Annotated in this window: 17 protein-coding genes; 2 read left to right on the forward strand and 15 right to left on the reverse strand. The window is 64.5% G+C overall.

Features of this window, described 5'->3' with window-relative positions; all coding sequences use genetic code 11:
* Positions 1-96 precede the first annotated feature (96 nt).
* From BN2154_RS16165 to BN2154_RS11445, 13 genes are all read right to left on the reverse strand, one after another.
* The gene (locus BN2154_RS16165; RefSeq protein ID WP_050618889.1) at positions 97-453 is read right to left on the reverse strand and encodes an oligopeptide/dipeptide ABC transporter ATP-binding protein; all 357 of its coding nucleotides are present in this window, start codon (positions 451-453) and stop codon (positions 97-99) included.
* A gap of 48 nt (positions 454-501) precedes the next feature.
* Positions 502-750 (reverse strand): ATP-binding cassette domain-containing protein, encoded by a 249-nt coding sequence (locus tag BN2154_RS16170; RefSeq protein WP_094762492.1) that lies wholly within the window; start codon positions 748-750, stop codon positions 502-504.
* Positions 751-783: 33 nt separating this feature from the next.
* Positions 784-1002 carry a hypothetical protein gene (locus tag BN2154_RS16175; RefSeq protein ID WP_050618890.1) on the reverse strand — a complete coding sequence of 73 codons (219 nt, stop codon included), beginning with the start codon at positions 1000-1002 and terminating at the stop codon, positions 784-786.
* Between the two features lie 16 nt (positions 1003-1018).
* A complete protein-coding gene (locus BN2154_RS11400) occupies positions 1019-1885 on the reverse strand; it encodes a PhzF family phenazine biosynthesis protein (RefSeq protein ID WP_050618891.1) in 867 nt (288 codons plus the stop codon).
* Between the two features lie 18 nt (positions 1886-1903).
* Positions 1904-2641, reverse strand: coding sequence for a DNA repair protein RecO (recO, locus tag BN2154_RS11405; protein ID WP_050618892.1), 738 nt, complete (start codon positions 2639-2641; stop codon positions 1904-1906).
* Between the two features lie 227 nt (positions 2642-2868).
* Complete coding sequence (gene era / locus BN2154_RS11410) at positions 2869-3762, reverse strand: GTPase Era (protein WP_050618893.1); 894 nt, start codon at positions 3760-3762, stop codon at positions 2869-2871.
* A gap of 10 nt (positions 3763-3772) precedes the next feature.
* On the reverse strand, positions 3773-4261 hold the full coding sequence (ybeY, locus tag BN2154_RS11415; RefSeq protein ID WP_050618894.1) for an rRNA maturation RNase YbeY: 489 nt from the start codon (positions 4259-4261) through the stop codon (positions 3773-3775).
* 5 nt (positions 4262-4266) lie between these two features.
* A complete protein-coding gene (locus tag BN2154_RS11420) occupies positions 4267-4773 on the reverse strand; it encodes a hypothetical protein (protein ID WP_050618895.1) in 507 nt (168 codons plus the stop codon).
* A 12-nt stretch (positions 4774-4785) separates the two neighbouring features.
* The gene (locus tag BN2154_RS11425; RefSeq protein ID WP_050618896.1) at positions 4786-5760 is read right to left on the reverse strand and encodes a PhoH family protein; all 975 of its coding nucleotides are present in this window, start codon (positions 5758-5760) and stop codon (positions 4786-4788) included.
* A gap of 45 nt (positions 5761-5805) precedes the next feature.
* Positions 5806-7041: a sporulation protein YqfD gene (locus tag BN2154_RS11430; RefSeq protein ID WP_050618897.1), complete on the reverse strand. Its 1236-nt coding sequence runs from the start codon at positions 7039-7041 to the stop codon at positions 5806-5808.
* A gap of 10 nt (positions 7042-7051) precedes the next feature.
* Positions 7052-7333, reverse strand: coding sequence for a YabP/YqfC family sporulation protein (locus BN2154_RS11435; protein WP_050618898.1), 282 nt, complete (start codon positions 7331-7333; stop codon positions 7052-7054).
* 91 nt (positions 7334-7424) lie between these two features.
* A complete protein-coding gene (locus BN2154_RS11440) occupies positions 7425-7988 on the reverse strand; it encodes a M48 family metallopeptidase (RefSeq protein ID WP_050618899.1) in 564 nt (187 codons plus the stop codon).
* Entirely contained in the window at positions 7982-9034 is a 1053-nt protein-coding gene (locus BN2154_RS11445; protein ID WP_050618900.1) for a DUF2804 domain-containing protein, read from the reverse strand. The genes BN2154_RS11440 and BN2154_RS11445 overlap by 7 nt, the downstream gene beginning before the upstream one ends.
* A gap of 18 nt (positions 9035-9052) precedes the next feature.
* Here BN2154_RS11445 and BN2154_RS11450 point away from each other — a divergent pair, with 18 nt between their 5' ends.
* Both BN2154_RS11450 and BN2154_RS11455 read left to right on the forward strand, forming a co-directional pair.
* Complete coding sequence (locus tag BN2154_RS11450) at positions 9053-10237, forward strand: nucleoside recognition domain-containing protein (RefSeq protein WP_050618901.1); 1185 nt, start codon at positions 9053-9055, stop codon at positions 10235-10237.
* 36 nt (positions 10238-10273) lie between these two features.
* Positions 10274-10483, forward strand: coding sequence for a hypothetical protein (locus BN2154_RS11455; RefSeq protein ID WP_050618902.1), 210 nt, complete (start codon positions 10274-10276; stop codon positions 10481-10483).
* A 66-nt stretch (positions 10484-10549) separates the two neighbouring features.
* On the opposite strand, the gene BN2154_RS11460 is transcribed toward BN2154_RS11455, so the two are convergent.
* Together BN2154_RS11460 and BN2154_RS11465 are read right to left on the reverse strand one after the other, a co-directional pair.
* A complete protein-coding gene (locus tag BN2154_RS11460) occupies positions 10550-11860 on the reverse strand; it encodes a stalk domain-containing protein (RefSeq protein WP_050618903.1) in 1311 nt (436 codons plus the stop codon).
* 206 nt (positions 11861-12066) lie between these two features.
* A complete protein-coding gene (locus BN2154_RS11465; RefSeq protein WP_050618904.1) occupies positions 12067-13590 on the reverse strand; it encodes a 4Fe-4S dicluster domain-containing protein in 1524 nt (507 codons plus the stop codon).
* Positions 13591-13692: the final 102 nt, after the last annotated feature.

Genomic DNA, 13692 nt, shown 5'->3' on the forward strand with positions numbered 1-13692 from the left:
ACGACCCCAGCGTCTGCACCCTCGTATACCACCGCCTCCGCCGGTGCAGCCAAAAGGCCGGTCAGCGCCAGCAGGACCGGCGGTCCGCCCGCCCACTTACGCCCCATAGATCTCATGGATAAAGTGGCAGGCCGTCAGATGGTCCGGGCCGCACTCCACCAGTGTCGGCTGTTCGCAGGCGCATCTCTCTTTCGCATAGGGGCAGCGGGCCAAAAAACGGCAGCCCGACTCCGGGTCCACCGGCGAGGTAACCTCCCCCTTCAGTAGAATGTGCCGCCGTTCCCGGTGGAGGCCGGGAACAGGGATGGCCGAGATGAGTCCCCGGGTATAGGGATGCATGGGACGACAAAAGAGCTCCTTGGCTGGAGCCTTTTCCACCATCTGCCCCTTACACATTACCAGGATATCATCGGAGATATGACGGACCACGGACAGATCGTGGGTGATGAACATATAGGCGAGCCCCTTGTCACGCTGCAATTCTTTCAGCAGATTCAGAACCTAGGCCTGGATGGATACGTCCAGGGCGGAGATCGGCTCGTCACATACCACGAAATCCGGGTCCAGCGCAAGTGCACGGGCGATGCCGATCCGTTGGCGGCGCCCGTCATCTAGTTCATGGGGGTAGGCGCAGGCCATGTGGGCCGAGATGCCCACAGTGTCCATCAATTCCTTGACCCGGCGCTCCTCCTCGTCGTGGGTCCGGCAAACTCTGAATATCCGCAGGAGTTCTGCAATCAGCTCCGCCATACATAGGCAGGGGTCCAGCGAGGAGAAGGGGTCCTAAAAGATCATCTGCATCTGGCGGCGCAGTTGCTTGCGTCGGCGCCCCCGGGCGCGGGTAATATCCTCCCCTTTGAAGCAGATCTGCCCTCCGCCGCAGGCGGTCAGCGTGAGCGCCGCCACCAAAATGAGCGCGGGCAAGTAAAATGTAAAGATTTTGTGCTTTTTTGCAAAAAGGCGGTGCGGATACGCAGGCGTATCCGCACCGCTCGACCACATGTTTCACTCTGCGTCGTCACAGCAGTTCACACCGCAGGGACAGCACCGCCTGCCCGCCCACCAGTACCTTGGGGCCCGACGGGGTCTCCAGCAGCCGGGTCCGGATCTCCGAGGGTTTCCCCATGGACTCCCCCTGGAAAAAGCGGCTCTCCGCCCCGGCCTCCACCAGCCCCAGGCGGTACAGATAGTAGGTCAGCGCCCCGTTGGAGGTGCCGGTGGCCGCCTCCTCCGGGATGGCGTAACGGGGGGCGAAGTTCCGGCACAGGGCCACCGCCCGGGTCCCCGGCGTCCGGCAGAACATGTGGACCCCCACCACGTCCAGCTCCTCCGACAGGCGCTTCACCTCGGCCTCATCCTGGATGGCCGCCGCCAAAGTCTCCCCGCTGTCCACCGGCAGCAGGACGTCGGCCAGCCCGGTGCTCACCACCTGCACCGGCAGATCAACAGGACGACACTCCTCCGGCAGGCCATAGGCCCGGTACACCGCCGCCGCCTCCCGGTCGGTGAGGGCCCGCAGCACCCGGGGCGGGGCCATGTCCATCCACACGGCCTCCTCCTCCACCTGGATGGCCAGCGCCCCCGCCCGCGTCAGGGCGGTACAGCCCCCGACCGGCAGGCCGTCCGCCTCCCGCAGCACCGTGAAGGCGGCGATGGTGGCATGGCCGCACAGGTCCACCTCCCCCTCCGGCGTGAAGTAGCGCAGCCGGAACCGGTCCGGACCCAGCCGCTTTACGAACGCCGTCTCCGAGTGCCGGAGCTCGGCGGCCAGGGCCTGCATGAAACCCGGCTCCGGGAAGTCCTCCCCCGCCGGGAGCAGCGCCACCCCCGCCTGGTTCCCGGCAAACCGCCGCTTTGCAAAGGCATCCACTATAAAAAGCCGCATACTGCCTCCTTTTCCGGTCTACAGGGTCTTGTAGAAATCCAGGGTGCGAAATCCCCGGTCGAGCTGAGCCAGCAGAAAGCCCTCACAGGCCGCAGCCATCCGGGACAGGCTCTCCGGCGGGAGGGCAAAGGAAAACAGCCTTTTGGGGTCGCCGTACACCACATGGCGCATGGCGGCCAGGGCAGCGGTATCCAAAACCCGCGCGGGCCCGCCGCCGCTGCCGCAGTGTCCGCAGCGCAGCACCCCTTCCGCCAGATCCAGAGCGGGCTGCTCCGGCTCGGGCAGGCCGCAGACGGCGCAGGCGTCCAGCAGCGGCTCGTAGCCTGCCAGGCACAGCAGCTTGAGCTCAAAGGCCGCCTTTACCAGCGGCAGGGGCTTCTTCAGCTTGTCCAGGGCATACATGGAGTTGAGGATGAGGGACAAAAGCCCGGCGTCCGGCCTGCCCTCCTCGGCCACCAGCTCGGTGACCTCGGCAAAATAGGAGCACAGAGCCAGCTTCTCCACGTCCTGCCGGACGCCCCAGAAGAGCTCCAGCGCTTCCGCCTCGTTGAGGGTAAAATAATCCCGGTACTCGAACAGCGTCATATCCGACCAGACCAAAAGCTGGGCTGAGGCCGCCAGCGGGCTGTTCTTCCGGCGGCACCCCCGGGCCTTTACCGTCCGCTTGCCGCCCTCCCGGGTGAGGACGGTCAGGATCTTGTCGGCCTCTTTATAGCTGGTCTCCCGCAGGACCAGGCCCTGTGTCGTAATGTGCATGGTTCCACCTGCCCGCTATGTACGGCCGCGGGGCCGGGCAGTCCGGCTTACGCCGAATGCTCCTCCCGCGCCGTCTGTTCCTCCGCCTCCCACAGGAAGCGGCAGAGGGTATATGCCTCCGGCAAGCCGGTCTTCAGAAACAGATCCCACATGGTCTCAGCATCCATGGCTCTGGCCCCCTTTGTTCTTAGGGTGCCTGTCCGCGGATGGATTATGAGCGGTAAAATTTAATCGTCCCGATAGCCCACATTGTGGATAAAATTCAAATTATCCCGCCAGTTTTCTTTGACCTTTACCCAGGTCTCCAGATAGACCCTGGCCCCCATAAAGGCCTCCATGTCCTGCCGGGCCAGGGAGGAGATCTTCTTCAGCATGGCGCCGTTTTTGCCGATGATAATGCCCTTGTGGCTGGTCTTTTCGCAGTAGATGGTGGCGTCCACGTCGATGATTTCGTTGTCCCGCTCGGAAAATCGGGTGATCTCCACGGCGGTGCCATGAGGGATCTCCTGATCCAGGCAGAGCAGCAGCTTCTCCCGCAAAATCTCCGCCATGACCTGGCGCTCGGGCTGGTCGGTAACCATGCCCTCGGGGAAGAGCTGCGGCCCCTCCGGCAAAAAACCGGCCAGCACGGTGAGCAGGTCCTCCACCCCCTCCCCGTTTTTGGCGGAGATAGGCACGATGGCCTGAAAATCATGGGCGGCCTGATAGGCCCGCATGACGGCCAGCAGGTCCTCCTTTTTCACGGTGTCAATCTTATTGATGACCAGCACGGCGGGGACCCCCAGCGCCCGGATGCGGCCGATGAGCTCCTCCTCCGGCCCGCCCACGTTGGCGATGGGCTCCACCAGAAGCATCACCGCGTCCACGTCGGCCACGCTCTGCTTCACCACTCCCACCATGTAGTCGCCCAGCTTGGTCCGGGCCTTGTGGAGGCCGGGGGTGTCGATGAACACGAACTGGCTGTCCCCCCGGTTGAGGACGGCGCAGATGCGGTTGCGGGTGGTCTGGGGCTTATTGGTGACGATGGCAATCTTCTCCCCCACCAGGGCGTTGGTCAGGGTGGACTTTCCCACGTTGGGCCGCCCCACGATGGTGATCATGCCGGATCTCTTGATGTTCATAATTTATCCTCTATTCTCTCGTAATGCCTAACTGGTTCAGGATGGCTTCCTCCCGCGCCCGCATCCGGGCTTTCTGCGGGCCGTCGTCCATGTGGTCGTAGCCCAGCAGGTGGAGCACCGAGTGGACGGCCAGATAAGCCAGCTCCCGTTTGGTGCCGTGGCCGTATTCCTCCCCCTGAGCTCTGGCCCGCTCCATGGAGACCACCATATCCCCCAGCGGGAGCAGCCCGGTCTCCGGGTCGATTTCGGCCCCCTCCGCCGGGGGCTGCCCCGGGGTGAACTCGAACATGGGGAAGCTCAGCACGTCGGTGGGGGCGTCCACCCCCCGCTGCTCCAGATTGATCTGGTGGATGCCCTCGTCGTCGGTAAGGAGCACATCCACCTCACAGGGCACCGCCACGCCCTCCGCCGCCAGGGCGGCGGAGATGGTCTCCCGCAGCAGTCCGGCCCAGAGCTCGTCCCGCTCCAGCTCAGACTCGATGAGAATCTCATGTTCCATATCTCTCACGTCCTTACCCTCTGATAGGCCCGCCCGGCCTGGTAAAACAGCACCGCATAGTACACCGCCCCGCCGAAATAGAGCAGCAGGGCCGCCTGGGCAAAGGAGTAGGCCACCATGCGGAACACGCAGACGCACACGCTGCCAATGGCCATAATGTTCCAGCCGGTCAGCAGGTTCCGGGCCTTCAGGTCCGCGCCGTGGCTCGCCTGGAGCTCCGACAGGCCCTGGACCAGCCAGCGGGTAGCCGCCAACTGCAGCATCAGGGTGACCACCATCAGCAGCAGACCGACGACGTCAAACGCCCCGGTGAAAAAGCTCCGCACCCATATCAGGGCCGAGGCCCCGGCCATAGCCAGGGTCAGGGGCCGCACCCGGGTAAAGGTGGGGCACTCCACCTCCCCCATGCCGGCCCAGAAGAGCAGATAGCCCACGAAGCCCGGCGTCACGCTGACGCTTCCGATGTTATAGTCGATGAACAGGAACAGCAGTCCCACAAACAGTTTGCGCATATCCGTCCCGCCTTATTTCTTTTTCGGCATCCTGCGCCGGTTCTCGTCGTCCTCATAGGCCTTGATGATCCGCTGCACGATGACGTGCCGGACTACATCGGCCTCATTCAGGCGGCAGATGGCGATGTCCTCCACTCCGTTGAGCACCCGCATGGCCTCCTTTAGGCCGGAGACCTTGTCGGCGGGCAGGTCGATCTGGGTCACGTCGCCGGTGATGACGATCTTGGAGCCGAAGCCCAGCCGGGTGAGGAACATCTTCATCTGCTCCCGGGAGGTGTTCTGGGCCTCATCCAGGATGATAAAGGAGTCGTCCAGGGTCCGGCCGCGCATGTAGGCCAGAGGGGCCACCTCGATGTTGCCCCGCTCCAGGTATTTGGCGTAGTTTTCGGTGCCCAGCATGTCGAACAGGGCGTCGTACAGCGGCCGCAGATAGGGGTCCACCTTGGACTGGAGGTCGCCGGGCAGAAAGCCCAGCCGCTCCCCCGCCTCCACCGCCGGGCGGGTGAGAATGATGCGGTTGACCTGCCCGCCGCGGAAGGCCGCCACCGCCGCCGCCACCGCCAGATAGGTCTTGCCGGTGCCCGCAGGACCGATGCCCAGGGTGACGGTGTTTTTCCGGATGGCCTCTACGTACCGCTTCTGCCCGATGGTCTTGGCCTTGATGGGCTTGCCCTTGGCGGTGACGCACAGCGCGTCCCCCGCCAGCTCACCGATCTTGTCGGCGTTGCCCGAGCGGACGAGCTGGAGGATATAGCGGACGTTCTGCTCGTTGATCTGCTCCCCCCGGGAGGAGTAGGTCAGCAGGCCGTTGATGGCCTGGACGGCGGCCAGCACGTCCTCCCCCTCGCCGGAGACCTTCAGCTCCCCGTCCCGGCTCACCACCGCCACGGAGAGCTCCCGCTCGATGATGCGGATGTTCTCGTCGAAGGAGCCGAACAGGTTGACGGCCTCCTCCATGCGCTCGATACTGATGGTCTGTTCTGTCAAAAAGCCTCGCTCCTTATTGAATGGCGGCCGTGCCGCCCCCTTGTCCTATGTGCCCGCGCCAGGCAGGATGTGCCCTACCTGGCCCTCGAATTCCACTACCCGGCCGATCTGCTCCCGACACTCCGCCAGCAGCGTGACGACCAGGATGCCGTTTTCCTCCCGGACGGTAAAGTCCGTGCGCAGGACCTCGCCGTCCTCGCCCACCAGCCCGTCCAGCCGCTCCAGGAGCCGCTCCTCCAGCAGAGTGCGGGCGGCCTCGGCGTCCAGAGCCACCGGCTCGGTGGCATAGCCCCGATAGCGCTCGACCCGGAGGACCAGGGGCATCACCCGGCCGCCGGGAAGGGTCAGACTATGGGATGAGGTTATTTTATCATACTTGTCCAGGGAAATGCCACTATTTCCATAAAAATTGAGCCGCCGGTCCAGAATGCCCAGCGAATAGCGGGTGACCTCCTCCCCGGTGTAGCGCTTCACCTGGGCCTCCAGGGGGATTCGTGCCTCCAGGGTCCGCCAGGTGCGGGCCCACACGTTGCCCATGGCGTGGGTGATGCGGGTGCCCAGATCGGTATCGGCGTACTGGGGCTCGGGGACGTCGATGACGCCGGAGATGAGGATCTCCCCGGCCAGCACCGTGTCCCCCTCCTGAAACAGGGGCTGACCCTCCAGCACCTCCATATGGGTGATGATGCCGGTGGCCGCCGACACCACGTGGGAGGGCACCGTGCGGTCCACGATGTCCGGCTTGGGCACCTTTTCCCGGACGATGACCTCCGCCCGGGTGCCGTGGAGATTGACCGCCATCCAGCTCAGCGCGGGAATGCGGAGGAGGGCCTCCTGGCTGACCACCTTTTCATCGATGGACGGGCCGTAGGCGCCCACCCGCACCCCCTGGCGGTTGAGCTCGGAGAGGATGACGGCGGTGGACACGGCGCGGTTGCCGGTGACCTCGATGGTCAGGATGAACCGGGACAGCACGCACACCGCCGCCACCGCCAGAGCCAGCCCGGCCAGGAAGGCGTACCGCCTGCGGAATTTGGCCAGGAAAAAGGGAACTCCAACCCGGCGGGCGGCCTTGGCCTCGCACATTACCTTCTCCGCCAGGGTCCGGGCCTTTTTGGCGTCCTTTCGGGCGAAGCACAGCCGCAGCGTGTGGTCGTCCAGCCACTCCAGGCCCCAGAAGGGCACCGCGTTTTGGGCGCACAGGTTGAGGAACCGCTCGGGGAAAGCCCCCGTCACGGTGTAGAGGACGCTGCCCCGGAAAAAGTTGATGATCTTCTGCATGGCCGCCCTCCTATGCCAAATCGACCCCGGTGATGTCCCCGGTGATCAGCAGCTCCACCGCGTTCATGGCCCGCAGCTCCAGATTGGTCCCCCGGACCTTGACGATGAGCTTGCCGCCGCTGATGTGAATCTCATCGCTGCCGTAGGCCAGGATGCCCCTGTGATTTTCCATGCGGAGCTGCCGGTCTCCCAGCAGCTCCACCCGGGGCAGGCCCGCCACCACGTCGCCGGGCAGGTCGAACACCTCCGCCGTCTTTTCCAAAATACTCTCTTTGCGCGGTTTTTTCTCCATAGCGAGTCCTCCTGTCTGGTGATGTGTATGCAAAAGGGCCGGTCTCCTTGCCTGTCCAGCGGCAAAAGAGACCGGCCCCTCTTCTTTTTTCCTAGGGCTTTTGCAGTGCGCAGCCCTTCAGCCGCGCCCGCTTTTCCTTCCAGTCCGGCATCAGCCGGTCCATCACGGCGTAAAACCCCGGGCCGTGGTTGGGGTGGAGGAAGTGGACCAGCTCATGGAGGGTCACATAGTCCATCAGCTCCTCCGGCAGGGCGGCCAGGGCGGTGTTGAGTACGATCTTTCCCCGGGTCCAGTGACAGCTCCCCCACCGGCTGGTCATATACCGCGCCTGGAGGGCAGGGCGCGTCACCCCCAGAGGCTCCACCAGAGGCAGCACCCGGTCCAGAGCCCGGGTCAAGCTCTGCAAGGCCTCCTCCCGGTCCGGAGGCGGGATGGGCGCCCCTCTCTGGGCGAGCCGCTCCCGCCCCCGGCCGATCCAGGCCGCCCGGCTGCGCACGAAGGCGTCCGCCGCCGCATAGGGCACCCGGCGGTTTACCGACACCCGCACCGTCCCGTCGCCCTCCAGGCGCAGGTTCATATTCTTCACCGACTTCACCGTCAGAGTATAGGTGATGGGCCCTTGAGGCGTGTCCACCGTCCGTTGTGTCTCTACCACCGATTCTCCACCTTTTCCGCAGAGCCCATCAGGTCCCTCACCCGGAGGGGCGTACCGTCGTCCAGCACCACGGTGCCGTTGAACCGGCCGAAGATCTGATGCTGCTCCGACCGGAGCGGCCCCGCGCCCGCACAGGCCGAGCGGTCCAGCACCGGGGTCATGGAGAGGGCGCACCGTTCTCCCGTAAAGGTCCAGGGGGCCATCCGGTCCCAGGGCAGGCGGAACGCCACGTCAGACAGCTTATGGACCCTTCCGTCATAAAAGACCGCGTTCTCCGTGGCTGCCGAGGTGTCTCCGAAGCCGCAGCCCAGGTTGAAGCCAAAGGGCACGCCGTCCAGCCGGCCCGAGGCCGAGGCCCAGTACCAGGTATTGTGCCAGGTCCACACCCCCCGGCCCCAGTCCAGGGTGCCGAAGGCGGTCTCCGGCTCGAAGCGCCGCACCTGCTCCCCCAGACGCACCGTCCCCTGGGCCCGCAGGCCGTTGATCTTCTGGTTGTAATGAAAGTGCCCCGGCTTGCCGAAGGGAGTGCAGATGACCATGGACTCCGGCGGCGCTTCGGTGAGGATCACATGGGCGTCCAGGGTCTGGTCCTCCCGGAACCGCTCCATGTGGGCGGTGAGTGTACGGTTCTGCCCGTCGTTGTGGAACAGCAGGGCATAGCCCCGGCCGGACACCGCCGCATTCCCCCTCTGGGAGGTCCCGGGCAGGCCGGTGGCGCCCATGGGCAGCAGCCGCACAGGGCTTCGGGTCACCTGCCCGCCCTCCTGAAAGTCCAGCAGGGAGATGGAAGCCACGCCCAGGCAGGAGCTGTCCGCGATGGTCAGGGCCAGGGCGAAGCCATCCCCCATGACCAGATAGTAGTCCCACTCCTTGCGCCGGGCGGGGCCGCCCTTCACCCGGGAGCGGTCGTAGACGGGCAGGGGCCGCCGAGCCCACCCCGGCTCGGTCAGGTTTCCCCTGGGCCCGCATCCTAACGCTCTGCCGTGATTATACCACAAGCCCGCCACCGTGCATAGGACATCCCCGCCGGCGCATACCCTTTCCATTATGGAGGTGACGCGTGTATGTCCAAGCTGCTCTCCCGTCAGGGCGTGCGGGATTTCTGCCTGGGGCTGGCCCTGCTGCTGGCCACCCTGGCCCTCATGTTCTGGCCCAAGGACTCCATGGCGGCGGCCCGGGACGGGCTGACCCTGTGCTACAACGTCATCATCCCCTCCCTGTTTCCCTTCTTCGTCCTCTCTGCCCTGGTGGTGGACCTGGGGCTGGCCGGGCATCTGGGCCGGGCGCTGGAGGGGATCATGCGCCCGCTGTTCAACGTGCCGGGGGCCTGCGCCCCCGCCCTGGCCCTGGGCTTTGTGGGGGGATACCCGGTGGGGGCCCGAACCGCTTTACAGCTCTACCAGAAGGGCATGTGCACCAAGACCGAGGCCGAGCGGCTGCTCGCCTTCTGCAACAATTCCGGCCCCGCCTTTATTCTGGGCGTGGTGGGGGCTGGGGTCTTTGCCAGCAGCAAGGTGGGCGTGCTGCTCTACTTGGCCCATGCCGCGGCCTCGGTGTGCGTGGGACTGGTATTTCGCTTTTACAAGGCGGGCAAACGCCGGGGCGAGCCCCGCCGGGTCGGGCCCCGCTTTGAGGCCGCGCGCTTCACCGCCGCCTTCACCGGGGCCATCCGGGACTCCTTCCTCTCCACCCTGAATATCTGCGCCTTTGTCGTGTTCTTCACCGTGGTCATCAGGCTGTTTTTTCTCTCCGGCGTGCTGCCGGGGCTGGCCGGGCTCCTGGGGCGGCTGCTGGGACCGCTGGGGTTTTCCCGGGCCTGGGCGGAGCGGCTGCTCACCGGCTTTTTCGAAATTTCCTCCGGCGTCTGGACCCTGTCCGGAGAGGGGGACATGGCGGGACGCATGTCTATGGCCGCCTTTATGCTGGGATGGGCGGGGCTGTCCGTTCACTGCCAGGTTCTGTCCTTCCTGGGCGGCAGCGGTCTGTCGGCGCGGACCTATATCCTGGGAAAAATGCTCCACGGCGGCCTGTCCGCCCTGTTTGTGGGGCTGCTCGCCCGCCTGTTTCCCCTGGAAGCCCCCGTGTCCTCCTACCTGGCCGACCAGGTGGAGAGCCTCTCCGCCTTAGACTTCTCCACCGCCCTTACCATCTCCACCGTATGCGCCTGGGTGCTGTGGCTGCTGTTCTTCACCGCCGCCCTGGCCGCGGTGCGAAAAACCAGTAGAAAAAGGCGGAAAGCTGTGCTATGATGGTAGACAGCAAAGGAAAGGCTGGAGGCGCGGCACATGTTGTTCGAAAAAAAGATGGACCCCAGATGCTCCTACTGTTCCCGGAGCGCCAGACTGGATGACGAGACCGTCATGTGCATCAAAAAGGGGGTAGTGCCCGCCGGGTACCACTGCCGCGGCTTCCAATACGACCCGCTCAAGCGGGTGCCGCCCCGTCCGGCGGCCCCGGACTTTTCCCGGCTCAAGGACGAGGACTTCTCCTTATAGGCATGAGAAACGGGAGGCGCGTCAATTTTGACGCGCCTCCCGTTTTACTGCAGTTTCCACTCCCACTCAGTCGTCCCAATCGTCGTCATCATCGTCGTCGTGGTCGTGATGGTCATCGTCATCCCAGTCGTCATCATACCAGTCGTCCAGATCATCCACCCGGTCGTCCACCTTGTCGAGCTGCTTGTTCAGGTCCCGGTACTCGCTGCCGGTCAGCTTGCCGGCCTTATAGTCCCGTTCAATGGCATCCTCCAGGGCGTCGATCTCGTCGTCCAGAGCGTCTAGCTTCCGCTCGATGGCCCTCCATGCCTGCTTGTTGTTGTGCTCTCCCTTGGCGGGCTTGTAGTTCTCCACGTCCTTCTGGCGCTGGTCCGCCTTGGCGTCCAGGGCCTCGATCTGCTTCACATAGCTGTCGTAGGCGCCGGAGCCCTCCGGCTTGGAGGTATCGTCATCCTTACCGTCGTAGTCCACGGTCTTGTCGGCCAGGTCGTCCCAGGCATCCTTCATCCGGACGTCCAGCGCGTTGATACGGCCGTTGAGGGCGTTGTACTGCCGGTTGGTCAGGCTCTCATCCCGCAGGTGGGCGTTCAGGCTCTTATACTCGGCGCTGATGTCCTTGGACAGCAGGCTCAGATCCACCGCCATATCCTTGTACTGCTTCAGCCGGCCGCTGTCGGTTTCGGCGGGCTTCAGATCCTTGATCTCGGCCTCTACAGCCTTCACCCGCTCGGTCAGCTCGTCGATGGCCCTGGCGTGGGTCTCCTCCACGGTCAGCTTGCCGGTCTCGTCGCCGATGGTCTTGCTGCGCAGCAGATCCAGGGCGTCCTTCAGCCGGTTATCCAGCTTGTCAATGCGGGTGGTCAGAACGTTGAATTCGTCGGTCTCCAGCTTGCCGTCCATGTGCTGGGCGTTGACCCGTTGGGCGTAGGTGTGCAGGTCGTCCCGGATGTTGTCGATGGTCTCGCTGTGCAGATCGTACTGGTCCTTCCGTCCGGCGTAGGTGGAGGCGGCCTTCAATTCGGCCACGGTGTCCTCGGCCTCTTCCGTGCGCTCGGTGAGTTTCTCCAGGGTCAGGTCCTCCGGCTTGGTGTCGGTCTTGGTGTAGAGGCTGACGGTCTGAGTCTTGCTGTTCCACTCCACCTCCAGGTCCATGGCGTTGCCCAGGGCCCGGATGGGAAGATAGGTGGTGCCGTCGTAGGTGATGGGGTAGACGACGTCGCCGTTTTTGTCCAGCAGGGTCTGCTTCTCTCCGTCCACCTGGACGGTGATGTCGGGACGCAGGTCGGCGGTGATATGCTGGACGGTGGCGGCGCCCGCCGCGCCCAGCAGAACGCCGGTCAGCAGCAGACCTACGATGGGAGCGCGAAAATGCTTCATAAGAATCCTTCCTTTCCGAAATGGGGCACGTTTGCGCCGTTTGGTCGGTTTTGGCGTTTTGCCCTTTCATCCAGTTAACGCACCGGCCCCGGCTTTTATCGCAGGAAGAGAAAAAATCTTTGAGAACTTTTTCAGGCTCCTGAAATCGCGCGGGGAGGAGGCGCCCCGTCGGCGCCTCCTCCCCGCGTGTCATACAGCCGGCGGACTCAGTCCACCAGCTTATCCAGCTCCTTGATATGCTCCGTCTCGTTGGAGGTCTTGTGCTTGGCCTGCCTGGCGTACTGGTTCACCGCCGTCTTGGACCGCAGGATGGGCTGCATGGTGCCCGCACCCGCCACGCACCCACCGGGGCAGGCCATGCCCTCCAGCAGGTAGCCGGGGTATTTGCCCGCCACGGCCCCCGTCATCAGCTTCCGGCACTCCTGCAGCCCCTCGGCGCTGGCCACCTGGATATCCCGTTCGGGGAATCGCTCCCGGATCACGTTCACCACCGCCTGGGCCACGCCGCCGGAGACGGCAAAGTTCCGCCCGTCGGCCGAGGCGTCGTTGACGCCGTCCGGGTCCTCCTGGATGGTGGCCAGGTCCAGGTGCTTGGCGTCGAAAATGCCGGCCATCTCCTCAAAAGTGAGAACAAAGTCCACCTCGCTGCGGACACTTTTGCGCATGGCCTCCAGCTTTTTGGCGGCGCAGGGCCCGATAAAGACCACCTTGCCGTGGGGGTGATCCTTCTTGATGAGCCGGGCGGTCAGGGTCATGGGGGTCAGGGCCATGGATACGCACCTGGCGTAGTCGGGGAAGAGCTTTTTGGCCATGACCGACCAGGCCGGGCAGCAGGAGGTGGCCATGAAGGGAAGGGACTCGGGCACCTCCCGGATGAAGTCCTCGGCCTCCTGGGTGGCGCACAGGTCGGCGCCGATGGCCACCTCGAAGATGTCGGCAAAGCCCAACTGCTTCATGGCGGCGCGGAGCTTGCCCGGAGTCACCTTGGGCCCGAACTGGCCCACAAAGGCGGGGGCTACCGCGGCATAGACCCGCTCGCCCGACTGAATGGCCCGGATGACCTGGAAAATCTGGGACTTGTCGGCGATGGCGCCGAAGGGGCAATTCACCAGGCACATCCCGCAGGAGACACACTTTTCATAGTCGATATCGGCCTTGCCATTGACGTCGGAGTGAATGGCATTCATGCCGCAGGCCGCGGCGCAGGGCCGCTCCTGCTTGATGATGGCGTGATAGGCGCACACATCCACGCAGCGGCCGCATTTGATGCACTTGTCCTGGTCGATGACCGACCGGCCGTTATAGCGGTCCAGCCGGATGGCATCCTTGGGGCAGACCTCCACACAGGGGTGAGCCAGGCAGCCCTGGCAGCCCTCGGTCACCAGCACCTGCTTCTCCTTGCAGCCGTTGCAGGCGAACTTGATCACATTGATGAGAGGCGGAGTGTAGTAGGTCTCATCCTGGTCCGCCGCCTCGATGTTGTCCGACAGGGGGGCGTGCTCGGCGGCGCTGCGGTAGGGCAGGCCCATGGCCAGCCGCAGGCGCTCGCCCACGATGGCGCGCTCCAGGAACACGTCGTTGCGGAAGTTGCCCACCTCGCCCGGAATGATCTTATAAGGGAGTGCCTCAATCCTCTTGTCCACCGGCCACTCGGTATGGTACGCCATCCGGGCCACTTCCCGGAAGATCCGATGCCGAATCTCCTGGATACGGGTCTCTACGCCTCGCATTGTACTGTCCCCTTTACGTTGTGTCGTTTCCGGCAGGAGCCTCATCCCCCGGTTCCCTCTCAGGATACCTTAATCGCCCTCGCCTGTAAAGCGTCAACTTGC

The sequence above is a fragment of the Intestinimonas massiliensis (ex Afouda et al. 2020) genome, assembly GCF_001244995.1.
In the GTDB taxonomy this organism is placed as follows: domain Bacteria; phylum Bacillota; class Clostridia; order Oscillospirales; family Oscillospiraceae; genus Intestinimonas; species Intestinimonas massiliensis.